At 53.9% G+C, this 24,911-nt stretch carries 24 protein-coding genes; 14 read left to right on the top strand and 10 right to left on the bottom strand.

Annotation, left to right across the window (positions count from 1 at the left end; all coding sequences use genetic code 11):
• The first annotated feature begins 16 nt into the window (after window positions 1-16).
• The gene (locus ACKU4E_RS12790; RefSeq protein WP_320171464.1) at window positions 17-502 is read left to right on the top strand and encodes a phage regulatory CII family protein; all 486 of its coding nucleotides are present in this window, start codon (window positions 17-19) and stop codon (window positions 500-502) included.
• A gap of 152 nt (window positions 503-654) precedes the next feature.
• Here ACKU4E_RS12790 and ACKU4E_RS12785 read toward each other — a convergent pair whose 3' ends face one another.
• Complete coding sequence (locus ACKU4E_RS12785) at window positions 655-870, bottom strand: hypothetical protein (RefSeq protein ID WP_320171463.1); 216 nt, start codon at window positions 868-870, stop codon at window positions 655-657.
• A gap of 254 nt (window positions 871-1,124) precedes the next feature.
• Between ACKU4E_RS12785 and ACKU4E_RS12780 the strand changes: the two genes are divergently transcribed.
• The 9 genes from ACKU4E_RS12780 to ACKU4E_RS12740 all read left to right on the top strand — a co-directional run bounded on the left by ACKU4E_RS12780 (window position 1,125) and on the right by ACKU4E_RS12740 (window position 13,626).
• Window positions 1,125-3,347, top strand: coding sequence for a methyl-accepting chemotaxis protein (locus ACKU4E_RS12780; protein WP_320171462.1), 2,223 nt, complete (start codon window positions 1,125-1,127; stop codon window positions 3,345-3,347).
• Window positions 3,348-3,349: 2 nt separating this feature from the next.
• Window positions 3,350-3,835: a chemotaxis protein CheW gene (locus ACKU4E_RS12775; RefSeq protein WP_320171461.1), complete on the top strand. Its 486-nt coding sequence runs from the start codon at window positions 3,350-3,352 to the stop codon at window positions 3,833-3,835.
• A gap of 144 nt (window positions 3,836-3,979) precedes the next feature.
• Window positions 3,980-5,248, top strand: a complete 1,269-nt coding sequence (locus tag ACKU4E_RS12770; protein ID WP_320171460.1) for a CheR family methyltransferase — start codon at window positions 3,980-3,982, stop codon at window positions 5,246-5,248.
• 12 nt (window positions 5,249-5,260) lie between these two features.
• Window positions 5,261-5,917 carry a chemotaxis protein CheW gene (locus ACKU4E_RS12765; protein WP_320171459.1) on the top strand — a complete coding sequence of 219 codons (657 nt, stop codon included), beginning with the start codon at window positions 5,261-5,263 and terminating at the stop codon, window positions 5,915-5,917.
• Window positions 5,918-5,952: 35 nt separating this feature from the next.
• Window positions 5,953-8,796, top strand: a complete 2,844-nt coding sequence (locus tag ACKU4E_RS12760; protein WP_320171458.1) for a hybrid sensor histidine kinase/response regulator — start codon at window positions 5,953-5,955, stop codon at window positions 8,794-8,796.
• The gene (locus ACKU4E_RS12755) at window positions 8,793-9,821 is read left to right on the top strand and encodes a chemotaxis response regulator protein-glutamate methylesterase (RefSeq protein ID WP_320171457.1); all 1,029 of its coding nucleotides are present in this window, start codon (window positions 8,793-8,795) and stop codon (window positions 9,819-9,821) included. Before ACKU4E_RS12760 ends, ACKU4E_RS12755 begins: the two co-directional genes overlap by 4 nt.
• Window positions 9,818-11,011, top strand: a complete 1,194-nt coding sequence (locus tag ACKU4E_RS12750; RefSeq protein WP_320171456.1) for a SpoIIE family protein phosphatase — start codon at window positions 9,818-9,820, stop codon at window positions 11,009-11,011. The genes ACKU4E_RS12755 and ACKU4E_RS12750 overlap by 4 nt, the downstream gene beginning before the upstream one ends.
• Before the next feature lie 13 nt (window positions 11,012-11,024).
• Window positions 11,025-12,866 carry a methyl-accepting chemotaxis protein gene (locus tag ACKU4E_RS12745; RefSeq protein ID WP_320171455.1) on the top strand — a complete coding sequence of 614 codons (1,842 nt, stop codon included), beginning with the start codon at window positions 11,025-11,027 and terminating at the stop codon, window positions 12,864-12,866.
• Between the two features lie 70 nt (window positions 12,867-12,936).
• On the top strand, window positions 12,937-13,626 hold the full coding sequence (locus ACKU4E_RS12740; protein ID WP_320171454.1) for a response regulator: 690 nt from the start codon (window positions 12,937-12,939) through the stop codon (window positions 13,624-13,626).
• Window positions 13,627-13,748: 122 nt separating this feature from the next.
• On the opposite strand, the gene ACKU4E_RS12735 is transcribed toward ACKU4E_RS12740, so the two are convergent.
• Window positions 13,749-14,231 (bottom strand): YchJ family protein, encoded by a 483-nt coding sequence (locus ACKU4E_RS12735; protein ID WP_320171453.1) that lies wholly within the window; start codon window positions 14,229-14,231, stop codon window positions 13,749-13,751.
• A gap of 14 nt (window positions 14,232-14,245) precedes the next feature.
• On the bottom strand, window positions 14,246-14,605 hold the full coding sequence (locus ACKU4E_RS12730) for a NifB/NifX family molybdenum-iron cluster-binding protein (protein ID WP_320171452.1): 360 nt from the start codon (window positions 14,603-14,605) through the stop codon (window positions 14,246-14,248).
• Window positions 14,606-14,718: 113 nt separating this feature from the next.
• Between ACKU4E_RS12730 and arfB the strand changes: the two genes are divergently transcribed.
• Window positions 14,719-15,144, top strand: a complete 426-nt coding sequence (gene arfB / locus ACKU4E_RS12725) for an alternative ribosome rescue aminoacyl-tRNA hydrolase ArfB (RefSeq protein WP_320171451.1) — start codon at window positions 14,719-14,721, stop codon at window positions 15,142-15,144.
• On the opposite strand, the gene ACKU4E_RS12720 is transcribed toward arfB, so the two are convergent.
• From ACKU4E_RS12720 to ACKU4E_RS12700, 5 genes are all read right to left on the bottom strand, one after another.
• Window positions 15,141-15,812: a hypothetical protein gene (locus ACKU4E_RS12720; protein ID WP_320171450.1), complete on the bottom strand. Its 672-nt coding sequence runs from the start codon at window positions 15,810-15,812 to the stop codon at window positions 15,141-15,143. The genes arfB and ACKU4E_RS12720 overlap by 4 nt on opposite strands.
• Before the next feature lie 6 nt (window positions 15,813-15,818).
• Entirely contained in the window at window positions 15,819-16,133 is a 315-nt protein-coding gene (locus ACKU4E_RS12715) for a hypothetical protein (RefSeq protein ID WP_320171449.1), read from the bottom strand.
• The gene (locus tag ACKU4E_RS12710) at window positions 16,120-17,073 is read right to left on the bottom strand and encodes a metallophosphoesterase (protein WP_320171448.1); all 954 of its coding nucleotides are present in this window, start codon (window positions 17,071-17,073) and stop codon (window positions 16,120-16,122) included. Before ACKU4E_RS12710 ends, ACKU4E_RS12715 begins: the two co-directional genes overlap by 14 nt.
• A complete protein-coding gene (locus tag ACKU4E_RS12705) occupies window positions 17,063-18,403 on the bottom strand; it encodes an AAA family ATPase (RefSeq protein WP_320171447.1) in 1,341 nt (446 codons plus the stop codon). Before ACKU4E_RS12705 ends, ACKU4E_RS12710 begins: the two co-directional genes overlap by 11 nt.
• 66 nt (window positions 18,404-18,469) lie before the next feature.
• Window positions 18,470-19,207, bottom strand: a complete 738-nt coding sequence (locus ACKU4E_RS12700) for a methyltransferase (protein ID WP_320171446.1) — start codon at window positions 19,205-19,207, stop codon at window positions 18,470-18,472.
• A 251-nt stretch (window positions 19,208-19,458) separates the two neighbouring features.
• Here ACKU4E_RS12700 and ACKU4E_RS12695 point away from each other — a divergent pair, with 251 nt between their 5' ends.
• Both ACKU4E_RS12695 and asnB read left to right on the top strand, forming a co-directional pair.
• Window positions 19,459-20,622 (top strand): glycosyltransferase, encoded by a 1,164-nt coding sequence (locus ACKU4E_RS12695; protein ID WP_320171445.1) that lies wholly within the window; start codon window positions 19,459-19,461, stop codon window positions 20,620-20,622.
• Entirely contained in the window at window positions 20,610-22,463 is a 1,854-nt protein-coding gene (gene asnB / locus ACKU4E_RS12690; RefSeq protein WP_320171444.1) for an asparagine synthase (glutamine-hydrolyzing), read from the top strand. Before ACKU4E_RS12695 ends, asnB begins: the two co-directional genes overlap by 13 nt.
• A gap of 103 nt (window positions 22,464-22,566) precedes the next feature.
• On the opposite strand, the gene ACKU4E_RS12685 is transcribed toward asnB, so the two are convergent.
• A complete protein-coding gene (locus tag ACKU4E_RS12685; protein WP_320171443.1) occupies window positions 22,567-23,343 on the bottom strand; it encodes an arginine deiminase family protein in 777 nt (258 codons plus the stop codon).
• Between the two features lie 19 nt (window positions 23,344-23,362).
• A complete protein-coding gene (locus ACKU4E_RS12680; RefSeq protein WP_320171442.1) occupies window positions 23,363-23,821 on the bottom strand; it encodes a hypothetical protein in 459 nt (152 codons plus the stop codon).
• 192 nt (window positions 23,822-24,013) lie between these two features.
• Here ACKU4E_RS12680 and ACKU4E_RS12675 point away from each other — a divergent pair, with 192 nt between their 5' ends.
• Window positions 24,014-24,844 carry a glycosyltransferase family 2 protein gene (locus tag ACKU4E_RS12675; protein WP_320171441.1) on the top strand — a complete coding sequence of 277 codons (831 nt, stop codon included), beginning with the start codon at window positions 24,014-24,016 and terminating at the stop codon, window positions 24,842-24,844.
• Window positions 24,845-24,911: the final 67 nt, after the last annotated feature.

Below are 24,911 nucleotides of genomic sequence, written 5' to 3'. Positions count from 1 at the left end.
ACAATGGAGAGACAACATGGCAAATAACGAACTTACCAAGCTTTTACAGGATGTTGTGCTTAAAAATGATAAGCCTGCGCGTGATATCGCCAGCGAAATAAGCAAGCCTTACCCGACCCTGCTTCGCGAAATCAACCCCGAAGACAAGGGTGCAAAAGTCGGTGTGGAAGAACTGGTACCCATTATGAAGTCCACCGGCAGCATCCGTCCGCTGACCAGGCTCGCAAACATCATGGGTTACGTGCTCGTTCCCATGGATATCAATCCCGAAGATCCGGATGAAGCCAACTATATGGCTCTGGACCTCATGGACGGTTTTGGAAGATACTCCAAGGCCCTCAAGAGCGCTCTCCAGGCTGACCCTGCTGATGATCTGGTTGATTCCGTTGAGCAGGAAGGTTTTGAAGCCATCACCGCCATTCTGACCATGGTCCATTACCTGCGTAAGAGGGCTGAAGAAGAAAAGGCCAAAAAGGCTCCCCGTCTGGCTCAGATCAGCTAAAACATATTTCTGACTTTTCAGATAAAATCCAAAAGCCCCGGCAAACTTGTTTGTCGGGGCTTTTGGATTTTCTATCGTCGTGATTGCTGTGTTACGGGTATATCGGGATATGTGCGCGGCTGTTTCTGCCGGGCACGGATATACGCCCCTGTCTAGCAGTCGTGCACATCCTTGTTGATATAGAAGCATACGTCAAAAAGGTTGTTGACCATCTGGTCCACCAATTGCTCCTGCTCCGGGTGGGACGTATTAGAGATAACTGTCTTGTTTATGATTTTTGCGAAAAGAATGGACACCAACTCATCATCCTTGTTGGTCCAGTACTTGTTGGACGATACTGCCTTATTATCAAATCCGTGATAATACATAAATACTCCTCCATGAGTAGGGCTTCCCGCGGACAGGAATTTTGCCGCTTGTTCATGTCTAGCCTATCGGCATCAGGAAAGAATCTCTTTATATCCGGGATATTTTTTTTTGAATTGATTCAGGAACCCTGAGGTCATTGATTTAATCATCCAAAGTAAATACAAAGAAAAAGCTGTGGTGTTGAAAATAAGTAAATTGTAAAAATGCCGCCCGTTGATTTTGTATGGTAGCGGGAAGGAACAGGAAGTAGCAGATGCGTTTTTCACTCAGGAGAAAAATCATTACCATTGCATGCGGGGCCGCGATCATTCCGATTATGGTTATGTTTTTCATTACCAATGTTCTGGAAGACCGTCTGCAGGTCTGCCTACAGGGCGAAGTCCGTTCCCTCATAGAAACTCATATTTCCCAGTTGACGCGAGACCTGTACGATGAATGCAGGGCCTCTTCCGAACTGCTCATGGATGAGACAAGACGGGCCTCAGTTGCTTTACAGACTTTGCTGCAGGAGTCCGGGGCTGTTGAAGTCTCAAAAATGGTTTCCGATTGGCCGCTCCACAATCCTCGTGGAGAGGACGAGACGGAAATATCCGTGCCCGTCATGAGTATGGGCGGGGTAAAACTGGTCTACTCCGAGCGCAAAAATAATCCGCTGCCGGTCCTGGTGGAGGCTTCAAGCATTTCAGGAGCATACTGCACGGTGTATCAGCGCATAAATCCGGAAGGGGATATGCTTGTCGTTGATACCACCGCTCCGGAAGGAGCGGAAAACAGCAGGCCGGGAGATATTTTTTATTCTCTAGGGAAGGATGGAAAAGCCAGTACCGTTATAGATGATGTCCTTTCCGGACGTACCGTGGAAAAATTTGTCTCCGCCGACCACGGCACCAGATTTGTTGTCTATTCCCCCCTGCGCGATAAGGATAATTTCATAACAGGCATGCTGGCCGTGCATATGGACGATAACATCGTCGCCATATTCAGAAAATCCATGCTCAAGACGACCATAGGCAAGACCGGTTACGTATGGGCCATCGGCACCAGGGGTAAGAACAATGGAAAATATGTGGTTGCGGGTTCGCCTGCACAGGACGGGCGCAGTGTTGATGCGGCAGGTGGTAAAAAGGAGTTTGCCGACAGCCTGATAGAACAGGCCGTGAGTGCCGGGGAAGGCAAACTGAGCAGCATGGAATATTTGTGGAAGACCGAAAAGGACGATAAAGAGCGTCAGAAGATTGCCGTATTCACCTATTACAAGCCCTGGGGATGGGTTATCGGCTCATGCGTTCCATTAGATGAATATCAGGGCATTACCAACCGTCTTGAAGGTGTTCTCGACTATATGGTGCAGTGGCTTACCGCAGCCGGAATAGTTCTGCTGGTCATTACCCTGTCGGTTTCCCTTTGGGTCAGCGGCCTGATTGCCAACCCGGTCAGCCGGATGGTCGATCTGGTCAAAGTAGTTGCCGAGGGAGACCTGTTTACGGCCAAGAACAAGCTTGCCGAGATAGAACAGGAATGTTCCGGCGCACGTCACGCCGCCGATAACAGGGAGAATGACAGTCTTCTGGACGAGACCGGCCAACTCTACCTTGCCATGAAAAACATGGTCGACAATCTTTTTTCACTGGTTGCTCAGGTGCAGAGGTCCGGGATACAGGTGACGACCTCCTCCACCGAGATAGCCGCCTCGGCACGTCAGCTTGATGTTACTTTTCATCAGCAGGCAGCCGCCACCAACCAGATAAGTGCTACGAGTACCGAAATATCGGCCAATTCCATGGAATTGGCCGGGACCATGCATCTGCTCAATGATTCCGCCTCGGGCATGGGGGCGCTGGCCAGTGACGGTCAGGACGGGCTCCGGACGATGATTCGCATCATGGACGAATTGAGTCAGGGAACGGCTTCCATTACCGGCAAGCTGGCCGAGATCAATGACCGGGCCAATTCCATTGTGGGCATAGTTTCAACCATCACAAAGGTGGCCGACCGCACCAATCTGCTTTCGCTCAATGCGGCCATAGAGGCGGAAAAGGCCGGAAAATTCGGTCAGGGTTTTTCCGTTGTGGCCGAGGAGATACGTCGTCTCGCGGACCAGACTTCTGTTGCGGCTCTGGAAATAGAAAATATGATCGGCAACATGCGGATATCCGTTGATTCCGGTGTAGAGGAAATGGATAAATTTGCTGCAGATGTCCGTCTTGGGGCCAGCAAGGCCGGTAAGCTGGGCAAGAAGCTGGACGGCATAATGGTCGGGGTCCGCGACCTTACCCCGCGTATAGAAGTGGTCAACGAAGGCATGAGCGCACAGGCCGAAGGCGCGGAACAGATCAGCGAAGCCATGTCCCAGCTTTCCGAGACCGCATCGGATACTTCGGACGCACTGGGAGAATTCAACCGTGCGGCCGGTCAGCTCAATGAAGCCGTGCAGGGATTGCGCGGTGAGGTATCCCGCTTCAAGGTGAGTGAATAGCCATGCTGGTACTGACTTTCAGGATAGGAAATTATCTGTACGGCCTTGAGGCTGTCTCAGTTGTCGAGGTTGTTCCTCCTACGATATGCAAGGAGTTGCCCCGGTCGCCGAAATTCGTGAAAGGGCTTTTCAATTACCGTGGCAAGGTCACGCCGGTAGTCGACCTCTCCATGCTGGCAACGGATCGCTCCTGCAGACCGTTGATGTCTACACGGATAATAATTGTGGACCTTGCCGACCTTGATCCCGAAGCTGGCAGGGGCGAAAAATTCCTCGGCCTTCTGGCGGAGAGTATTACCGAAACCCTGAAGGTCGCGGATAAGGATTTTGAAACATCCGGTCTGGAAATACCGGATGCGCCATGGCTGGGGAAGGTGGCCCGTGTAAACGGGGTCATGCTGCAGCTGATCCGTCCGGACAGGCTTCTTACGCCGGAGTTGCACAAGATACTGTTTCCCCATGAAGAACCGTCCGGTGTTTCCGGATGATCCTTATCTCCCTGTACCGATTTTCGCGGGTCTGGTCAGGATGTGTTTTTATGGTTGTTTTTTGCGGTTAGCGAGGTTTCTCAGGCCGGTCATGTTTGGTTGCCCTGATGATATTATGCTGCATGTTTTTGTTGGGGGCAGGATATGAATTTGGAACCGTTCCATAAGATTTTGAACAAGGCAATGGGCCTTTCGCCCGATTCCTTGGGACGGTCCGGAGTCGCCCACGCGGTCGGAGTCCGCATGCGGATTACCGGCTGTGATGAGGAGCGGTATCTTGCCCTGCTGCGTGCCAGCGAGGAAGAACAGGCTGAGCTGGTTGAAGAAATCGTTGTTCCTGAAACATGGTTTTTTCGTGATGTCAGGCCGTTCGAGTTGCTGTCCGAAACCGCGTTCCGGAGCAGGCGGGGGGTGTTCAGAGTGTTGAGCGCTCCATGTTCCACCGGGGAGGAGCCGTATTCAATCGCCATGACCTTGATGGGTGCCGGACTTGAACCGTCCCGGTTCCGGGTGGACGGGGTGGATATAAGCCGCAGGGCTATTGAAAAAGCCCGATGCGGGCTTTATTCGGAGAATTCGTTTCGAAATGTCATGCCTGAGTATGCGAAAAGCTGCTTCAATAAATGCTCCGGCGGAAGACAACTGGCCGGAGAGATTCTGGACGCGGTAAATTTCTATACCGGAAACATCGTTGAGGGATGTCTGCCGGCTGGAAAATATGATGTTATTTTTTGTCGTAATTTGCTGATTTATCTGGACGATAAATCTAAGGTGCATCTGGCGCGGATGTTAAGCGAAAAGCTTGATGATCAGGGATTGCTTTTTGTCGGGCATGCCGAACTGCTTCCGGTATTCAATGACTGGTTTACTCCTCTGGGAAAGAACGGAACTTTTGCATTGAAAAAAGGGAAGCGTAAGGTTGCCGGATTGTTGAAGGAAAGAAAGCCTACCTGGGCATGCAGACCTCAACTGGCCATGGAAAGAAAGGCTAGATCCTGTGAAGTCTGCTCCTCCGTAGCGGATGGCAACGAGTTGGATCGTAAGGAGATTCAAAGCCCTGCTTCGGACAGCGCAGCCGTTGCACCGGATATGAAAACCGGGCAATCCGGTCCGGGCGGAGTCGACAGGGTCAGGGAGCTCGCTGACCGGGGATTGACCGGCAGTGCGCTTTCCATGTGCGAGGAACTGCTGCACGGCAGCGGTCCGGAACCGGAGTTGTATTATCTGTGCGGACTGCTGCACGAGGCAAACGGCAATGAAACCATGGCCGAAGATTATTACGGCAGGGCTCTGTATCTGGACCCGCACCATGTTGAATCCCTTGTGCATCTATCTTTGCTGCTTGAAAACAGGGGGGAGGTCCGCAAGGCGGAGCTTCTCAGAAACAGGGTCCGGCGGGCCGAAAAACTTTGATGAGGCCGGAGAATGACTGCATCATGCTGGAATACCATAGGCTACGCCGGTGACAGAACCTGTACCGAACTTGTGAAATGGAATCACTGCTACAGCTGTCCGCAGTTCACCAGTGCCGGACTTTCCCTGCTGGACCGCGAACCTCCGGTCGGATATCTGGAGGAGAATACCGTTGCGGTCTCCATGCGCAAGGAGGAAGAGAGTGTTGAAACTGAAGGGGCGGTTGTTTTCCGCATAGCCATGGAGTGGCTGGCTTTGTCCTCGCATGTTTTCGTAGCCGTGCTGGAGCGCAGGAGCGTGCGTCCGGTTCCGCACCGCAACAGCCATATTTTTCGAGGTCTGACCAGCATACAGGGCCAGATTGTTCCCGTGGTTTCGGTGCGTGATCTTTTGGGGCTTGATCCGGAACACCTGACCGATGAGGAAAAGGGATTCAGGGTTTACGACCGTTTTATCTGTGTGGACAGCGGTCATGGCCGCTGGGTTTTCGGTGCCGACGAGGTGCAGGGGGTCCAGCGCTATTTCGCGGACGGGCTGCTTGAAGCTCCCGCAACGGTGTCCAAGGCTCCGGCCGCTTATACCAGGGGACTTTTCGATATAGGCGACAGGCGTATTTCACTGCTGGATGACGAGCTTCTGTTCGCGGCGTTCAACCGAATAATAAAGTAGGTCCGGGATCATGAGCAAGACAGGGAGAAATCAACGTGGCGCGTGACATGGCCGACCTTTCCATGCTGGAACTCTTCAAGATGGAAGCGGAGAGCAATTCCCGGTCCCTTTGCGGCGGTCTGCCGGAACTTGAGCAGAATCAGTCTCCGGACAAATTGGAGCCGCTCATGCGGGCAGCCCATTCCTTGAGGGGGGCGGCGCGTATCGTGGGGATAGACGAGGTTGTCGATCTTGCCCATGCCATGGAAGATGTGCTGGAGAGCTGTCGCAGGGGAGAAAGAAAACTTGTCCGGGCCGACATAGACCGGTTGCTGGCGGCGAATGTTTTTTTCACTGACATGGGCGGGCTGGACATGACGGACCTGTCCGAATGGCTGGACGGGAATGTTTCGGCCATTGAGGAAGCTGCGGCTGATCTTTCCGCCGATCATACAGATTCCCCGGACGAACAGGACTCCCCGGCACAGCAGGACTCCCCGGCACAACAGGATTCTCCGGAGCAGCCAGATTCGCCTGCCGAACAATCCGTTTCCGAGGTTCAAGGCACGGCAGAAGTACCCCGAAAGCCAGAACCGCAACTTGCCGATCTTTCCATGCTCGACCTGTTCCGCATGGAGGCGGAGAGCCATTCCCAGTCCTTGAACAGCGGATTGCTGGAGCTTGAAAAGGATCAGTCCCCTGACCGGGTGGAACCGCTCATGCGTGCGGCCCACTCCATGAAAGGGGCGGCCAGGATAGTGGGGCTTACAGATGCCGTGGCACTGGCGCATGCCATGGAGGACCTGCTTGTTTCCTGTCAGAAAGGGGAAACGGTACTGAAATCCTCCCAGATTGATCTTCTGCTCAGCGCCACAGATATTTACAGGGATATTTCGCTGCTCGAAACCGGGGAGATACAGGATTTTCTTACCGGAAAGAAGCCGCTGATGGACAGGATGGAAAAAGGATTGCGCGGAGATGAGTCCGCAATGCGCGAAGTCCTTGATTCCGTCTGCCCCGGAGGTCTGTCCGATTCGGTTGTGGAAGTGCGCGATGTCCCGGAAGAAACAGCTGTCCATCCGGAAAAGGCCGGTCCAGCCTTAACCGGCAGCCCCAAGCTTGAAGCCGAACCTGTAGGTCCTGCTACAGCTTCCGTAACTCCGCAGAAGGATTCCGTTGTCAGAGTTTCCGCAGGAAATCTCAACCGGCTTATGGCCCTTGCCGGGGAAAGTCTGGTCGAGTCGGGGAGGCTTTCGGGATTTGCTTCTTCCCTGCTGCGTTTGAAGTCCGGACAGCGTGAACTTATGAAGGCCCTTGAAGAAGGGTGTGAAAGGGTGATGAGCGGAGACTCTCCTGCGGGTGTGCTCAATGAACTGAAGGCGGCTGTTGCCGGTTGCCAGGAACAACTCGGCAGACACATCTCCGAATTTGATGTCTACAGACGGCGTTCGGACAATGTTTCCGGCCGGTTGTATCATGAGGTCATTGCCAGCCGCATGCGTCCTTTTTCTGACGGCGGGCGTGGTTTTCCCCGACTGGTGCGCGATCTGGCCCGTTCCCTCGGCAAGCAGGTCGATCTGGTCGTGGAAGGAGAAAGCACTTCGGTTGACCGTGATATTCTTGAGAAGCTCGAAGCTCCGCTTAACCATCTGATCAGAAATGCGGTTGATCACGGCATTGAAATGCCGGATGAACGCGTTGAGGCCGGTAAGGAACCGTGCGGGACGGTCCGACTTATTGCCGGGCATCGGGCGGGGATGCTTTTTATCGAACTGCGCGATGACGGCCGGGGCATAGACCCGGAACGTATCCGGGCCAAGGTCGTGGAAAAGAATCTGGCTCCGGCAAGGATGGCTGCGGAAATGAGCCGGGCCGAGCTTATGGAATTTCTGTTTCTGCCGGGATTTTCAACAGCCGGGAAGGTCACTGAAATTTCAGGTCGCGGAGTGGGGCTGGACGTGGTCCATGCCATGGTGCAGGAGGTGGGCGGAACCGTTAGGGCCGAGTCCGTTCCGGGCCGGGGAATGAATTTTTCCATGCAGCTGCCGCTGACCCTTTCCGTTATCCGCACTCTGCTGGTGGAAATTTCCGGTCAGCCTTATGCCGTGCCGCTCAGCCGTATCAGCAGGATCGCATCGGTTCTCCCGGAGGACCTGAAGCTGGCGGAAGACCGGCAGTACGTCTCGCTGGACGGGGCCAACGTCGGGCTTGTGCGGGCGGCGCAGATTCTGGGAACTCCTTTTGATCCGGCTGATTCCGGGCCGCTTAAGATTGTGGTCATCAGTGACCGCATGAACAGGTACGGGCTGGTGGTGGACGATTTTCAGGGAGAGCAGGACCTTGTTGTCCGGCCTCTGGACCACCGTCTTGGCAAGGTTCCGGATGTAAACTCAGTAGCCCTCATGCCGGACGGTTCTCCGGTGCTGATTCTAGATGCCGAGGACATGGTGCGTTCCATAGACAACCTGTTGTCCGGCGGAAGGCTGGGCAAGGTCGGTGTGGAATCAAAGGAAGTCGTTCAGGTTCGTAAAATTCTGGTTGTGGATGACTCCCTCACTGTCCGCGAGGTAGAGCGTAAGCTGCTGGCCAATCACGGTTATGAAGTGGACACTGCAGTCGACGGGCAGGACGGCCTGAACGCCGTGCTGGCGGGAAATTATGATCTGGTGATCACGGACGTGGACATGCCGCGTATGAACGGTCTGGAACTGACCCGCAGAATCAAGTCGGACGCTGACCTGAAATCTGTCCCGGTAATGATGGTTTCATATAAGGATCGCAAGGAAGATCGTTTAAGCGGTCTGGAAGCCGGAGCCGATTACTATCTGACCAAGAGCAGTTTTCATGACGAAACACTTCTTTCCGCTGTGGAAGATCTCATAGGTGGTGCCGCCGGATGAGGATAGGAATTGTTAATGACATGGGCGCGGCCGTTGAGGTCCTGAAAAAGGTCGTCCTTTCCGCCGGATACGAAGTGGCCTGGGTGGCTCGCAACGGCGAAAGGGGGCTTGAGAAGTGTCTTAAGGATATCCCGGACATCGTGCTCATGGATCTGGTCATGCCGGTCATGGACGGGGTTGAGGCCACCCGCAGGATAATGAATGAATGTCCCTGCCCGATACTGATTGTAACCTCCAGTATTGCGGAGAATGCCTCCAGGGTTTTCGAGGCCATGGGAGCCGGAGCCCTGGACGTGGTGACTACTCCATCTCTCGGCCCGACCGGGAGTCTTGAAGGCGATGACGGGCTTATTTCCAAGATTTCGGTCATCAGCAAGCTGCAGGGTAACGGCAGGTCTGCTTCTTCAAGAGTACGTCCGGCTCCTGCAAAAAGAACCATCCCGCCGGTTCTGGCTATAGGAAGTTCCACCGGCGGACCCACGGCGCTTGCTTCCATACTCGGAGCTTTGCCGGACGATTTTCCGGCCGCAGTGGCTATTGTGCAGCACGTGGACGGAAGTTTTTCCAGCAATCTGGCCCAGTGGCTGGACAGCCAGACCGGATTGAAGGTGTCCATTGCGGCCAGCGGAGACATGCTCAGGGCGGGAGAAGTGAAACTTGCACCGGGTGACAGGCACATGTTGATGGGACCGGGTGGAACTGTCCAGATCACTTCCGATCATGGCGGGGCCATTTACGTTCCTTCGGTCGACATGTTTTTTGACAGCCTTGTCCATGCCGGTTTTCCTTCGGGATCGGCAGCCGTGCTTCTGACCGGCATGGGGGCGGACGGAGCCAGGGGAATGCTGGCACTCAGAAATTCCGGCTGGCTGACCATAGCACAGGATGAACAGTCCAGTGTGGTCTGGGGCATGCCGGGTGCTGCGGTGAAGATGGGCGCAGCCCGTGAAATATGCTCGCTCGGGGACATCCCGAGGGTACTCGTAAGGCATTTCAGGAAAAAAATTCAGGAGAACGGATTATGAGCGATACGGCTTCCAGACCGGACCTGCTTACTCAGCACAAGATCAATGTACTGCTTATCGATGATCAGCCCATGGTGGGCGAGGCCGTACGGCGCATGCTTGCAGGCGAGGAGGATATTGATTTCCATTTTGTGAGCGATCCCACCAAGGCCATTCCGGAGGCCGAAAAGCTGCAGCCGACCGTGATTCTTCAGGATCTGGTGATGCCGGAGATTGACGGCATGACCATGGTCAAATTCATGCGGGTCAACTCCAAGCTGAAAGATATCCCGCTGATTGTCCTTTCCACCAAGGAAGAACCGGCCACCAAGGCAGAAGCTTTCGCCCTCGGTGCCAATGATTATCTGGTCAAACTGCCTGACCGCATTGAACTGCTGGCCCGCATCCGCTACCACTCCAGAGGTTATATCAACCTGCTCCAGAGAAACGAGGCTTACAAGCAGCTTCTGGAAAGCCGGGACGAACTGCGCAAGGAACTTGCCGTTGCCGCAGATTACGTTACTTCGCTGCTTCCGGAACCGGTCAGGGAAGGCGATATCCTTGCCGACTGGCGCTTTATTCCCTCGGCTTCACTGGGGGGGGATTCCTTCGGTTACCACTGGCTGGATGATGATCACTTTGCCATGTATCTGCTTGATGTCTGCGACCACGGGGTGGGGTCGGCCCTGCTTTCGGTTTCGGCCATGAACGTGCTGCGCTCCCAGACACTGCCGGATACGGACTTCCTCAAGCCGGAAAAGGTGCTCGAAGCCCTGAACAACTCTTTTCAGATGGAGCAGCAGAACAACCTGTATTTCACCATGTGGTACGGGGTTTACTGCAAATCTTCGCGAACCCTTACTTTTTCCAGCGGCGGCCATCCTCCGGCCCTGCTCATGTCCGGCGGCGAACCGCTCAAGCTGCGCACGGTGGGCATGATAGTCGGGGGTATGCCGGATATGACCTATACCAGCGAAAGTGTGGAAGTTGAGCCGGGAGCAAGATTTTTCCTCTACAGTGACGGTGTCTACGAGTTGCGGCTGGCTTCCGACGGTTCCATGTGGGATTTTGAGGAATTCGCCTCTTTCATGGCCGGAACAGGAGGGGCGCTGGGTGAGCCTATCGACCGGCTCATTGAATATACCAGAGAGCTTCAGGGGTTTGAAACCTATGAAGACGATTTTTCCATGGTTGAATTCGTATTCAATTAACGAGGACTGATAGATGACAATCCGCAAGCAGTTCATGATCGGGTGTGTGCTTTTCTGCATAGCCCTTACCGTGTCCATCATGTGGCTTATTTCCAGCTATACCCGCGATACCCTTGTGGACGAATATCGCGGAAAGGTGGAAATAATGCTCCACACAATGAAGGCCGTGCGCAAGCACACCGGGGCGGTAATTCGTCCGAAGGCTACGGAACTGCTTCCGGAGGATCAGTTCGTTCCCGAACTGCAGTCAACTTCCTTTACCGCCAACGGCGTTTTCGGCCGTATTCCCGATCAGTACAAGCACGATCTGACCTTTAAGACCGCCTCTACAAAACCGCGTAACCGGGACAATATGGCTACCGGTGATGAAGCAAAGGTCATTGAACTGCTCGATGCCATGGCTCAGGCCGGGAAAAAACCGTTTCTCACCCAGATTCGCAAGATAAACGGTGTGGAGAGCTTTATTGCTGCCGAAGGAGAGGTGAACAAGCCGGATTGCATGGTCTGCCACGGCGACCCCAAGGATGCCCCTCAGTCCATGAAAGACAGATATCCGGTTGAGAAGGACGCCGGATACTACCGCAAACCCGGACGCATAGAATGCGCCATGATTTCATCTATTCCGCTGGCAGCCATGAATAAGGCCGCCAATCAGACCATGGGCGCGGTGGTGTTTGTCGGGTGCGTGTTTATTGCCGTCACCCTGTTTTTCCTGATTTTCGGTTTGAACCTGATTTTCAGACCTGTTTCGCGCATTACCGAAATAGCCAAATCCATTGCCGAAGGCGACCTGCAGAGTGCGCATGTTTCCATACGCAAGATGCGTCACCGGGCAGAAGACAGTTTTTTTGCCAGCCGGTTCATGCACCCCGGCAGCGAAATAGGCAATCTGGTGTCTTCATTCGAAACCATGACTTCCGGGCTTTCCCAGATCATCGGTGAGGTCCAGTCCTCAGGGGATAAGGTTTCAGTTGCCGGTAACAAGATCAAGGATACGGCAGAACAGATTGACGCCGCAGTTAACCGTCAAGCGGCTTCCACCAACGAGGTCACGGCCACAAGCAGGCTTATCAGCCGCACATCGAAAGATCTGGTCAAGGTTATGGGCGATGTTGCCGGGAGCGCAGGGGAATCCGCCAAGATGGCTGAGAATCTGCAGGCCAATATTGCCAACCGGGAGCAGTCGCTGATCAGGCTGGTCAATTCAACAGACAATGTCTCCAACCGTCTTGGCGCGATCAATGAAAAGGCAACCAAGATCAACAACATTGTTACCACGATCGCTCGCATAGCCGACCAGACCAACCTCCTTTCGCTCAATGCCGCCATCGAGGCTGAAAAGGCCGGGCAGTTCGGGCAGGGATTTTCCGTGGTCGCCCGTGAAATCCGCAGACTGGCCGACCAGACCGTCATAGCTGCCGAAGACATCGAACTCATGGTGCGCGACATGCAGTCCGCCGTAAGTTCCGGGGTCATGGAAATGGACAAGTTCAACAGCGAAGTCCGCTCAAGCGTGGATGAAGTGGAGAAGATGAGTTCGGACCTCGGGCAGATAGTGGAACAGGTCCGGGTGCTCGGTCCCCGTTTTGCCGAGGTGTCCCGCTCCATGGGCGACCAGTCCGACAGCGCCGAGCAGATAAGTGAAGCCATGTCCGATCTCAGTGAGACAGCGGCTGGTACAACCGAGTTCATAGAAGAGTTCAAACGCACTGTGGCCAGCCTCAACTATACCGTCCAATCCCTTACCGGGGCTGTGGACGGGTTCAGGATGGTGGAGGACGGCGACATGTATGTTCGAGATGAAGTGCGTACGGGTGATTCCGGTGAACAGGATGATGACGGAACGGACAATTAACACAGTTGTAACTGATTTGTCTTAATCAGTTCCATTGTTACGGGTAAGGTCCGTCCAAAAGGAGAACGATGTGTCAGTCGAAAAAATACTGGTTGTTGAAGACCATAACGATACCATAGAACTTTTGAAATATAATCTGACTTCTTCAGGCTATGAAGTCGTCACCGCCATGGACGGTCACAAGGCCCTTGATCAGGCCAGAGCCGAACATCCGGACCTCATCCTGCTGGACCTCATGCTGCCGGGCATTGACGGACTGGAAGTCTGCCGCAGGTTGAAACAGGAAAGCGTCACCCAGCATATTCCGGTGATCATGCTTACCGCCAAGGGGGAAGAAGTGGACCGGGTTGTAGGTTTGGAGCTCGGTGTGGACGATTATATCGTCAAACCGTTCAGCCCGCGTGAACTGGTGTTGCGGGTCAAGGCTGTGCTGCGCCGCAGTGTGGAAGTGGAAACCAAGCGTCCCGGCAAGTGGAGCAGGGAAGGGCTGGAAGTTGATTTCGAAGCCCATACAGTGACAAGTGACGGTGAAATAGTGGCCCTGACCGCAACGGAATTCAAATTGTTTTCGGAACTGCTGCAGCACGAGGGCAAGGTGCGTACCCGCGATCACCTGCTTGATACGGTCTGGGATACCCATTTCGAAGGCTACTCCAGAACCGTGGACACGCACATTCGCAGACTGCGCCAGAAACTCGGCCCCTACGCCGATTATATCGAGACAGTGCGCGGCGTGGGCTACCGCTTCAAGCATAACTGATCCGGTCAGACCGTTTTCTTTTTTTTTGGAAACTGTTTCGCGTTTATTCATCCGATATAAAAAATAAAACCCCCGCCGGGAATTCCTGACGGGGGTTTTGAACATCCTGTAATTGATCAGGATCAGCCGCAGCACTTCTTGTATTTTTTGCCGCTGCCGCAGGGGCAGGGATCGTTGCGGCCGACCTTCTTTTCTTTTCTGATGGGCTGCTGGGGTACGATTTCACCGTCCACGTAGAGCCATCTGCCTTCACGCTTTTCGAAAACGCTGGCTTCGTGGTGGGTATGAACAGCGCCTTTCTGCTTGAATTTGGCTATGAACTCAACTTCGCCTTTTTCATCTTCGGGGGTTCCCTTGGAAGTTGAAACAATGGTCAGGCCGAGCCATGTGGATGTTTCCGCCCAGTTTTTTACCTGAGCCTCATCGTAATCATCCTTGCTTTCCGGAGCCAGAGTCTCGCCGAGGTAGTCGATGCGATTTACCACGAAAGCCGAGTAGCGGGAGCGCATCAGCGCTTCTGCGGTCGGGGCGGGTTCTTTGCCTGTGATGTAAGGTTCGCAGCAGCTTTCGTAAGCCTTGCCGGAACCGCAGGGACATTCTGTCATGTGTACTGGTCTCCTTAGTGGTCGCCGCAGGATTCGTGATCGGCGCAGACGATTTCGGAGTCGGTTACATTACCGGCACTCCACTGGGCGACAACTTCCTTGAGCTCGCCGCTGCAACCGCGGATAACCTGGATGCCGCTTTTTTCAAGAAGGTTTACTGCTCCCTGACCCATGTTTCCGGCCAGCAGGAGCTTGATGCCCTTTTCTGCCAGAACAGGTACGATGTTGGATTTGCATCCGCAGCCCGGAGGGGGGGTGAGTTTTTCTTCTTCGACAATGTTTTTGGAGTCGTCCAGAGTAAAGATGGTGAAGGCTTCACAATGTCCGAAATGTTCATCGATAAGTCCGTTTCTTGAGGGAAGGGCGATTTTCATGATAAATTCTCCTTGAAAAAATTGTAATAACGATGCAGATCAGAATGCATCGAATTAAGCGAGGTTAATTGAGACCTTGTATACAAAAAAACAGAAGCATCCGGCCGATAGCTATGATAATTATCACTTCCGCATTGTCCATACCCGAAAATGAAATAAATTTCATCACCAGCAGAAGCTCCGGACCCGGCGGCCAGCACGTGAACACTACCTCTTCGCGCGTTACGCTTGTCTTTGAACTTGAGGATTCACAGGCTCTTACGGATTCCCAGAAGGAGATCCTCCGTTCCCGTCTGGGGAACAGGATAAACTCTAGGGGCCAATTGCTCATTTCCTGCGATACGCACCGCAGCCAGTTCCGAAACCGGGAGGAAGTGCTGGACCGTTTCCGCAGGATAATTGCCGAAGCACTGCGGCCGGTCAGGAAACGCAGGCAGACGGCGGTTCCTTTTTCCTCAAAGCGCAAACGGCTAGATGGCAAGAAAAAACGTTCCGATATCAAAAAGAATCGGAGCAGGCCCGGTTATCCGCAGGATTAAGCTGTTTCGTCCCGACTTTCCTTGACGATTTTTATTTTCACTCCGTTTTCCCGGTCCGGCTCAAGGGCGAGAATCCTGTCCGCGCTTTCAGCGAAAAGTTCAAGCGGGTGGTGACTGATGACCAGCACCTGAAAATCGAGTTTGCGGGCAATGGTTCCGATCAGGTCCATGAAACGGGGAACGAGACCGGGGCGCAGCCAGCAGTCCTGCTCGTCCAGAACCAGAAAGGGCCTGTGCTCCTCAGGATTCAGCCGAGAAAGCGCGATAAGCCGTAGCCCCACGGAAAGGATGTTGCAGACCGAACCGCCCTGTCCGACCATGATGTCTTCCTCGCCGCCCTGATTCAGAATCTGGAAATCCACCTGAAGTTTTTTGTCCCTGATGGAGGGCACGGCCCGCACTTCGCGATCCTGCCCCAGAATTTCCCGGATGGCGTGGGTGAGGTTGGTTTCCAGTTCGCGCAGCAGTTCCCCGAAAAGAGCCGTGGACAACTCCTCAAGCCTTTCCGCTGCCAGAGGTGCCAATTGCAGGAAGTCTTCCGTCCTGCGGGCTTCTTCGCGCAGGGTCTGCCAGTCGTCCATGCGTGTGGCGGCGCGGGCGGAAATAGTTCCGGCTCTTCTTTCCAGAGATTCAAGAGTCGGCAGTTCCATGTCCATGTCAATCGTCATGGCTCATCAATCCCTGCCGTCCTGTTCAAGCTTCTGCAGCCCATCCATGATCGAATTTATGTGCGCCCGGTATTCGGCTACCAGACGGGAGTTCTCGGCGCGTTTTTCCTCCAGCAGGTTTGCCAGTTCCTGCGGGTCGGCGGTCTGGTACTGAAGTCTGGCCTGCTCTTCAAGGTCGGCGAGCTGGCGGCTTATGTTGTCCAGATTCTGTTCGGTGCGGACCTTGTCCTCCCGCAGCATTTCATACTGCCGTCTGAGCTGGGCAAGCTCCCGTTCCAGACCGTTGCCGTCCGCCGTGTTCATTGTGTTACCCGTTGCCATCTGTAACCTCCGTATACAATTCCCATATCAACCCGCTTTCCGGGGTTTGCGGGTCTATATTGTCCTCAAGAAACTGTCTGAGCCCGGCTCCTTCGTGTGTGCGCTGCCAGGCAAGCCTTTCAAGTCCCTGCAGAAAGCGGGATTCGGCTTTCTCCATGTCCTCCGGTTCAGGCGGAAATTCCTGATCCGGAAATACTTCGTAAAAATCGCGGTGGGGTACTTCCCATTTTTCAAGATCAGTGCAGTCCGGGGTCCATATGGCTGCCTGCGGTCTGCGTTCCAGAGCCATGCGCGAAAAAACAAGTCTGGTGATGTTTCCGGGGTTTGCCCAGGAGGTCATACCTGCTGTGACGGTCTCCCTCGGTCTGTGAATGTGGCCGTTTATTATCCAGTCTATGCCGGTTTTTTCCTTGATGTCGTAATGCTGCTTGGCACACTCGGGAAAGGATATGTTGTGATGGGCGGTCCAGATCACTTTCAGGTAGCGGCCGTCGCTGCGATCGAATTTTGCCGGTAGCGGGGTGCCGTCCGGGGATGCTCCGACAAGCACCGTACCCTGCGGTGTTTCAAGCTCAAAGGCCGGTCCGTATTCACTCATCAGGCGGATTACTCCGGCTGCTTCAAGGACAGCAAGCGAAACATCGCGGGTGAACCTTGCCTGATACTTGTCGTGATTGCCGACCAGAACGAATGGCCTGTAAGCCCCGAACAGGGCGATCATGTCCACCAGAAGGGAGTTGCCGTTGTCCCTCGGCCAATGGAAAAGGTCACCGAGAATGAGCGGGACGGTGTCCAGTTCTTTAGCCTGTCTGAAGCATGCTTCAAGCTTGTCCAGTACGTTCTGGGCGAAGTCCCCGATTCGCTGGCCCGGAGCGGTGGAGGCAATGTGCGGGTCGCCGATGAGAAAGAGTCCCCGGCCGTGTACTTTCTCAAGCTCCATGTCCGTCCTCCCCGATCAGTTTATCCGCATCAAGTTCACCGCCGCACAGGGGGCAGTTGCCGATTTCGGTCAGCCGTGCGCTGATGCGTTCCTTCATGCGTTCTTCCGCCTGTTTGAGGTCCGCAATCCTCTTTCTGGTGTTGGTCATCTCCTGCGAAAGGGAGGATATGCGGTCCAGCAACTGGCCGAGCTGCGAGATATCGAACAGTTCCGGCGGGGCCGCAAGAGTTCCAAGAATCTGACTGCGACCGGCTATCCGGTCCCTGAAAACACGGTTGCGGGAAATGTTGGAGATGGTTGCGGAGATTGCGGAAAGATCCTCCGGTTCCGGGGGAGGTGAGAGTTGTTTCAGCACATCCCGGCGGGCGGATTGAATTGACCCGGCATTGCGCAGTCGGTGCTGCCGGGCAAGGCTCTCTGCTAGTTGCGCGGCGGGAAACAGATCCGGCGGGAGTCTCAGTCCTTCCAGCGCGGTGGATTTCCTTTCCAGAGCCGAGCGCGTGCTGCTCAATCCGTTCATGCGCGCAACTGTATTTTCAAGCTGTGCGGAAGGAAACAGTTCCGGGGCAGGGAGCAGTCCGTTCAGACTCTTTTCTCGCTCTGCCAGCTTTCTTTTATTTGTTTCCAGTTCATTTTTGCGCTGCAGTAGTGCTTCAATGGCCGGAATTTCCTTTTCGATTGTTTCGGTGCGTGTTTTCAGTTCGCGGGCGGATTCAAGTTCAAGGCAGACATCCGGCAATTCCTGCATCCGGTCCAGTTCTGCGCGTATCGATTCCATTTTTTTCTGTTGATAGCTCTGGTCCCTTTTGGCGTTGCGCACTCTGTTTTTGAGTTCCGTCTGCATGGCCAGCAGGTGCGATGCCTCGGAGGATGAAGCGAAAAACTGCGCGGCCACGGAAGGGGGTTGATCGAGCAGGAAAATAGGATTCCGCTGGTTGCCTATGTGAACATCAAGGGAGTTTCCGTTTTCCAGCGGGACATGATTCAGCCGCAGCAGGTTGAGCACGTCCTCCGGCGGTTTGCGCCCGAATTTGGCGTATACTTCGGGTTCCTCCTGACCTGGCTTCATAACCTCGTACCATGCAGTGGCTTTTTTGCGAATCCATGCAACCCGTACACCGTCGTCCATTTCCAGTTCCACGCGGGCCCTGGATGCTCCGTGGCGGATGAAATGCCGGGGCAGGGGATTGGTGGCAATACAACGCAGGGCCTCGACAACGGATGATTTACCGCTGTTGTTGAGGCCGGTCAGCACGGTCATGCCCTCGCCGAGTTCAATCTCGGTTTCGCCGTGGGCGAGGAAATCTTTCAGGATAATTTTTTTTATCATTTTATGACGCGGATGCTGTTTTGATGCGTTTCGCTTTTTTGATAATTTGACTTTGTCTCCGACAGACTAACCAACGGCCGATTTGGCGATAAACGGGCAGTATTTCACTGCCGAAGCCAAAAGTTCTTGACCATCACCGTAGAGGATTACCGGCGGTTCCACAATCAGACCGGGTTTTCCGTTTTTTACCGCCTCGACCATAACAACCTTTGCAGGAGCACCCACCCTGCCGTGGATGAACTTTATACGTTTGGGTTCCAGCCTGTGTCGTGTGAACGAATCAAGCAGTTCGGTCACCCGTTCGGCAAGAAAAACAAAAGCCACCCGTCCCCGGTTACGGATCATGCGCGCAGCCGTAGCGGTGAAGGCATCAAGGTCGCAGTCCACTTCGAATCTGGCCTTGTTCTTTGATTTGTCAGGGCATGCTCTGCCGACGTTTTCATTGCGGTACGGGGGATTTGAAAGAACCAGATCATAACTTTCGGCCGGTGCGAAATCCGGGGTACGCACATCCACGGCCAGTATTTCCAGTTCGGCCGAAAAATCAAGGAGTGCCGTATTTGCCTGAGCGGCAGCAATCATCTCCGGGTTGACGTCTATTCCGGTTGCCGCAAGCCTGTTTTCCGGATGGCGCAGCAGAACACCGAGAGGAATGACTCCGCAGCCGGTTCCGAGATCAAGAATCCTGCCCTGCGGGGGGACGGAGGCGAAACAGGCCAGCAGCAGGGAGTCCGTTGAAAAGCGGAAGCCTGTGCTCGGCTGCGTAAGCCCTCTTGGAAAGTATGATCTGGGGTCGTTTTTCATTATTGTTTCTCTGCCTGATCGTTAAAGCCGTGGCGGACCGTGCGGCAAAATGAGAGGCATTTAAACACGGATGTGCTCAGGTGAGCAAGAGGCGTGACGACCGGCAGTTTTATCCGGAATGTTTCAGCATGGACTAATTTTGCCCTTAAGTGAGAAGTTGCTGTAAACCATGATTTAATCTAGGGTGAATCGGCATGCGTAGGCGCATGTTGAGAATTGTGCTGCTGTGAGAAGGACGGAATTTAGTATAGATGAAAATAGCTTATGTGATCGGCGGACTGCCTTTCGGCGGGGTGGAGAACTGGCTTCTCGACCTTACCCTGCGTTTCAGGGATCGTGAAGACGTTGAGGCCGTGGTCGTCAATGTTTCCGGCACCGGCATAAAGGGGCCGGAGTACGTCCAGAAGGGAATTCGGGTGATAGATGTCTGCGACTCGAAAAAGGGCCTGAAAACATTCAAGTTCGGCACGGCCTTAAAGCTCAGGAAAGTGCTTGTGGACGAGGCCCCGGATGTTATCCATACCCTGCATTTTTCCGGAGATTATTTCGGCCGGATAGCTGCCGTGGGCTTGGGTATTCCCGTGGTTACCCACATCAGGAACATCAAGCGCCAGACCAAGAAGTACCGCCGGTTTGCCAATAAATTTCTCTGCCGTTTCACAGATGTGTTTCTGTCGGTATCCGCTCAGGCCGAAAGGGAGTGCGTGGCTTTGGATCATAACGTCTGCGGCAAGCCGTCCCTTGTTTTTTACAATGCCGCGGACCCGGAAAAACTGCGGGTTGGCGGCGTAGACCTCAAGGCCGAATACGGGGCCGGGGATTTTATCATTTCCGGCATCGGCCGTTTTGTTCCGCAGAAAAATTTTGACCTCCTCATAAAAGCGTTTGCCCTGATTGCCGCAAGATATCCGCAGGCTTCACTTGTCCTGCTGGGTGACGGCGGGGAGATGGACAGTCTCAGGGAACTGGTCCGGTCCCTTGAGCTGGAAAAGCGGGTTGTTTTTCCCGGCTACCGCAGCGATGTGCCGCGCTTCATGCGCTCAACGGACATTCTGGTCATGCCCTCGGATTACGAAGGGCTGCCCATAACTCACATCGAGGCCCTTTTCTGCGGTGTTCCTGCTGTGGTGTCCCGGTTTGTGCCCTCCCTTGAAATTGCGGCCGAGGCTTCACTGGTCTGCCGTAGGGAGCCGGAGCACATTGCGGAACAGATTTCACGCCTGATAGAGGATGACGGTCTTCGTGACCGCTTGTCGCACAAGGCGTTGGAGATTGCCCCGGAATATTCAATGGATAATTACGTGCGCAGACTCGTGGATTTCTACGGCGCATTGATCAAGAACGGCAAAAACGGTTCTGACGATTTCAAACGTTTCGACCAGGCCAAGGGCGGCGTGCAAGCATGTGCGGAATAATCGGCGCGGTAAATTCCGCCTTTGATACAAATTTCGATCTCTCCAGCCTTCGTCACCGTGGGCCGGACGGTCAGGGCGAGTGGCGCGACGGCAATTTCTGTCATCTGGGCCATACCCGGCTTTCCATTATCGATCTGGACCACAGGTCCTCCCAGCCCATGATCAGCCGCAGCGGACGGCATGTTATTGTTTTCAACGGTGAAATATACAACTACCGCGAACTGCAAAGGGAATTCCTCGCTGATTTCGATTTCAGGACCACCTCGGATACGGAAGTGCTTCTGGAAATGTGGGAATCCATGGGGCCGGAATGCCTCAACCACCTGCGGGGAATGTTCGCTTTTGCGGTCTGGGATGTCAGGGAAAAGGAACTCTTCCTTGCAAGGGACAGGATGGGCAAAAAGCCCATTGTATTTCATTGCGGAAACGGGACGCTCAGCTTTGCTTCCGAATTGGATGCTCTGCTCGGACTGCTGCCGCAACGACCGGAAATAAGCATCCGGGCCATGGACCTTTTTCTGGCCTACCAGTTCATCCCTTATCCTTTCACCATTTACGAGGGCTGTGAAAAGCTGCCCCCGGCCCATTACGCCCGTTTCAAAGATGGCCGTATGGAGCTGAAACGATATTGGGCAATAGATTTCGAACCGGATTATTCCATAAGTGAAGACGCCGCGCTGGAGCAGCTTGAAGAGATGGTCCGTGAATCCGTGCGGCTGCGCATGCGTTCCGATGTGGAGGTCGGCGTGCTGCTCAGCGGCGGGGTGGATTCCAGCCTTGTGGCAGCTGTGGCCGCAAGGGAATCCGGCATGCGGCTGAAGACTTTTTCCGTTGGTTTCGATTACGGCAAGAGTGAACTGGAGTACGCACAGAAGGCTGCGGACACCTGCAATTCAATCCACAAACCTGCCTCACTTGATGAAACCACCGCCTGCGGACTTTTCGACAGCATGGTCAATGCCTACGGAGAACCGTACGGGGACAATTCGGCTCTGCCCAGCCTGTTCGTCTGCGCCCACGCGGCTTCCGAAGTCAAGGTTGCCCTGAACGGAGACGGCGGTGATGAACTGATGGGGGGGTACGGCAAGTACAATCCCAAGAAACTGCGCCGGATGATGACACCGCTGGCCGCAGCCGGATACCGCGCCGGTTGTTTTCTGGAAGGAGTTGCAAACAGGCTCTGTTCAGGCCCGGCCATGCTGAAATTCGCGGACCGAAGCTGTTCCGCGCTTTCTCCGTACATGAAGGTGGTCCGCTTCAATCACTTTTTTTCCTCGCAGTACCGCAAGGGACTCTATAGGCCGGAAATGTTCGGGCAGGTTCTTGATAACCGCTGCGAGTATGAGCAAAGGCTTATTTCCGAACTTCCTCTTTCAGGTCCGCTCATGTGCAGGCTGCAGAATATCGACTACAGGCATTACTTTGCCTGCGACCTGCTGGTGAAAATGGACATCGCCGGGATGCACAATTCTCTTGAGACCCGTTCGCCATTGATGGATCACCGGCTTTTCGAATTCGCGGCAACCCTGCCACCGGAACTAAAGATCAGAAACGGCGAAACGAAATATCTGCTCAAGAAGCTGGCCGCAAAATACCTGCCCCGCGAAATAATCTACCGGCCCAAAACAGGTTTTTCCGTGCCGGTAGGAGATTGGGCCGGGACAATATTCCGGCAGAGAGTGGAAAAGGCCGTAACCGATGGGAACCATCCGCTGTGGAATTATCTTGAACGCGGCTATGTGAAGAAAATGATTTCTGGAAATCCGCGCAGGATTCGTCGGGACGGGCATCGTCTCTGGCTGCTGGCCGTACTCTGCCGCTGGATGGAAACCCATTCCTGATGTGCCGGAATTGTCCGTATTTCTGAATTTTTCAATGAGCCTTTTGATGCGCTTCGCGTTTTTTATAAACGGAGTTCGCCTCTGGCTGCCTAAGGCTTTCTTGTTACCAGCGCAGGGACAGGCAGGTGAGTCCTCCGTCCATTTTGCGGAATTCGGACATCTCGATGAAGTCCGGGGTGAATCCGTTCTTATCAAGCATTTCCGCTGTGGCTGGAAAACCGGCCGGGGCAAGCAGTTTTTCGCCCAGATAAAGGCAGTTGGCCGAGTATGATTCCCCTTCTGGAATAATTATTTTCCTGAAGCCGGCGAATTCTTCCCTTTCTGCAAAACGTCGACTCATAATCAGTGTCTCGGCATCAAGGGCGGAAAGTTCCGTTTTCAGGTGCGGCATTCCCCGGTCAAAGGGTACTGGTACGGCCGTGAGCCCGAACCGTTTTGCGGCGCTGGCAAACTGCTCATAACCGGAGCGGTTGGTTCTGGTGTCTATGCCCACATAAAACGTCCGTCCCATGAGCAGCACATCTCCGCCTTCCATCAGACCGTCACCTTCCATACGGATTGTTTCCTCTGTGTATGCACTGACTGCCGCGCTGATGGCTTCCACTTCTCCGCGTCTGGGGGCGGCTCCCGGACAGGTCAGAAATACCGCTGTTCCACCGCTGAAGGGGATCATGACCGCAGTGTCCTCCACGAAAACCGAATCCGGGTATTCCTCTACCGGCGCAAGCTCGGTTACATGGATTCCCGCATTTTTAAGGTAGTTCGTGTAGTTTTTATGCTGGGCAAGGGCCATGTCCATATTAGGACAGCCGAGTCCTGCCTCGGTTATTCCCCGGCCCATACTGCGTGAAGGCGTTCTGACAATGGCTTTACTGAACATCCGTATTTTCCTGTCCCGCTTATTGGAGTGTAGAGTTTTTTGCTTTCTGCTGTTCGGCGATTATCGTGAGCTTGGAGCGGATGTAATCGCTGGCGATGTTGCCTGCTTCATCGTTCTGGGTCGGAGCGTAGGCGGCGATGTCCTGTTCTATCTGCTTTTCCATGCGTTCCGATTCCATGAACATGATGTAAACGAGCACCAGTGCGGAATCGTTTTCCGCGGTGCCGCTGCAGAGTTCGTCGATCTGGTTGCCGGGAACGGTTTCAAGGAGTCTGTCTATAAACATTTCGGTCCATTTCTCATAGAGCTCGGAAATGGGCGGAATCATGGATTTGATGTTTCTGACCGCGCCTTCATCGATGTTGGGCATGGTCATGGCTATGTATTCGCCGAGGGCGTCCTGTCTGGCCTGTTCGTCCTCGGTGCATTTGTCCATTATGATTTTGCGGATATATTTCCTGATAGCAGATTCATGCATTTTCGCTGATCCCCTGTGGTTCCGGTAATTGATCGAAATTGATGGGGACTGATTACTAAAAAGCCGGGCGGCAGGCAACCGGCTTGATTGCCTGGGTGCTTTGGTGATAACTGACCGTTTGAAATAGTGGGAGCCCCGTGTTTTGGACGCAGTAATACTGATTTTCTTGTGCGTGACGGGAGTTCATGGCTTTTGTCTCTGCAAATAGGCTGCCGCGCAAAACATGTTAACGTCTGCAACGGTATGGAGAAATATAAACAGATGGTGAACGGTAAAAAAGTTGTCATGGTCATGCCTGCATACAATGCGGCATCCACGCTCAAGAAAACAATAGATGAACTCCCGCCTGATGTTGTTGATGATATTTTACTTGTGGATGATTGCAGTCGAGATGACACAGTGGCTCAGGCCGAACGATTGGGGCTGCGGACCGTTGTGCATGACTGCAATACCGGGTACGGCGGCAACCAGAAGACCTGCTACCGAACCGCTCTTGAAATGGGCGCGGATGTTGTGGTCATGGTTCATCCGGACTACCAGTACACTCCGCTGATTATTTCGGCCATGGTTTCCCCTATTGCCAATGGTGTGTTCGACTGCATGCTGGGTTCCCGTATTCTGGGCACCGGAGCGCTCAAGGGCGGAATGCCCCGTTATAAATATATCGCCAACCGGGCGCTTACTATGTTTCAGAACATGATGGTCGGCTATCATCTTTCCGAATACCACACCGGCTACCGGGCTTTTTCCGGAAAACTGCTGGAGGCCATACCTTTCGAATCAAACAGTGATGATTTTGTTTTTGATAACCAGATGCTCTGTCAGATAATCTATGCCGGATACGACATCGGGGAAGTGACCTGCCCGACCCGCTACATGGATGATTCTTCTTCAATCAGTTTCAGCCGTTCCGTGAAGTACGGACTCGGAGTGCTCCGTTGTTCTTCCGAGACCCTGCTGCACCGTCTTGGCTGGCTGGAAAGTCCTTTCCTGAAAAATATCAGTCGAGTAAAAAGACAGTAGGTTTTGTGAAGCTGTAAAAATCATTGTAGAATGAACAGGGCGGTTCCGCATGACCTGCGGAACCGCC

It is taken from the genome of Maridesulfovibrio sp., from assembly GCF_963677005.1.
Classification (GTDB): Bacteria; Desulfobacterota; Desulfovibrionia; order Desulfovibrionales; family Desulfovibrionaceae; genus Maridesulfovibrio.
This window is presented reverse-complemented; position numbering and strand designations above follow the sequence as displayed.

Excerpts from the sequence above, each read along its gene's own strand:
- ACKU4E_RS12715 (WP_320171449.1), bottom strand. The coding sequence starts at position 16,133 with ATGGCAACGGGTAACACAATGAACACGGCGGACGGCAACGGTCTGGAA.
- ACKU4E_RS12705 (WP_320171447.1), bottom strand. The coding sequence starts at position 18,403 with ATGATAAAAAAAATTATCCTGAAAGATTTCCTCGCCCACGGCGAAACC.
- ACKU4E_RS12700 (WP_320171446.1), bottom strand. The coding sequence starts at position 19,207 with ATGAAAAACGACCCCAGATCATACTTTCCAAGAGGGCTTACGCAGCCG.
- ACKU4E_RS12765 (WP_320171459.1), top strand. The coding sequence starts at position 5,261 with ATGACTGCATCATGCTGGAATACCATAGGCTACGCCGGTGACAGAACC.
- ACKU4E_RS12750 (WP_320171456.1), top strand. The coding sequence starts at position 9,818 with ATGAGCGATACGGCTTCCAGACCGGACCTGCTTACTCAGCACAAGATC.
- ACKU4E_RS12680 (WP_320171442.1), bottom strand. The coding sequence starts at position 23,821 with ATGCATGAATCTGCTATCAGGAAATATATCCGCAAAATCATAATGGAC.
- ACKU4E_RS12735 (WP_320171453.1), bottom strand. The coding sequence starts at position 14,231 with ATGACAGAATGTCCCTGCGGTTCCGGCAAGGCTTACGAAAGCTGCTGC.
- ACKU4E_RS12720 (WP_320171450.1), bottom strand. The coding sequence starts at position 15,812 with ATGACGATTGACATGGACATGGAACTGCCGACTCTTGAATCTCTGGAA.
- ACKU4E_RS12785 (WP_320171463.1), bottom strand. The coding sequence starts at position 870 with ATGTATTATCACGGATTTGATAATAAGGCAGTATCGTCCAACAAGTAC.
- ACKU4E_RS12790 (WP_320171464.1), top strand. The coding sequence starts at position 17 with ATGGCAAATAACGAACTTACCAAGCTTTTACAGGATGTTGTGCTTAAA.
- ACKU4E_RS12695 (WP_320171445.1), top strand. The coding sequence starts at position 19,459 with ATGAAAATAGCTTATGTGATCGGCGGACTGCCTTTCGGCGGGGTGGAG.
- ACKU4E_RS12730 (WP_320171452.1), bottom strand. The coding sequence starts at position 14,605 with ATGAAAATCGCCCTTCCCTCAAGAAACGGACTTATCGATGAACATTTC.
- asnB (WP_320171444.1), top strand. The coding sequence starts at position 20,610 with ATGTGCGGAATAATCGGCGCGGTAAATTCCGCCTTTGATACAAATTTC.
- ACKU4E_RS12770 (WP_320171460.1), top strand. The coding sequence starts at position 3,980 with ATGAATTTGGAACCGTTCCATAAGATTTTGAACAAGGCAATGGGCCTT.
- ACKU4E_RS12755 (WP_320171457.1), top strand. The coding sequence starts at position 8,793 with ATGAGGATAGGAATTGTTAATGACATGGGCGCGGCCGTTGAGGTCCTG.
- ACKU4E_RS12780 (WP_320171462.1), top strand. The coding sequence starts at position 1,125 with ATGCGTTTTTCACTCAGGAGAAAAATCATTACCATTGCATGCGGGGCC.
- arfB (WP_320171451.1), top strand. The coding sequence starts at position 14,719 with ATGATAATTATCACTTCCGCATTGTCCATACCCGAAAATGAAATAAAT.
- ACKU4E_RS12745 (WP_320171455.1), top strand. The coding sequence starts at position 11,025 with ATGACAATCCGCAAGCAGTTCATGATCGGGTGTGTGCTTTTCTGCATA.
- ACKU4E_RS12775 (WP_320171461.1), top strand. The coding sequence starts at position 3,350 with ATGCTGGTACTGACTTTCAGGATAGGAAATTATCTGTACGGCCTTGAG.
- ACKU4E_RS12710 (WP_320171448.1), bottom strand. The coding sequence starts at position 17,073 with ATGGAGCTTGAGAAAGTACACGGCCGGGGACTCTTTCTCATCGGCGAC.
- ACKU4E_RS12685 (WP_320171443.1), bottom strand. The coding sequence starts at position 23,343 with ATGTTCAGTAAAGCCATTGTCAGAACGCCTTCACGCAGTATGGGCCGG.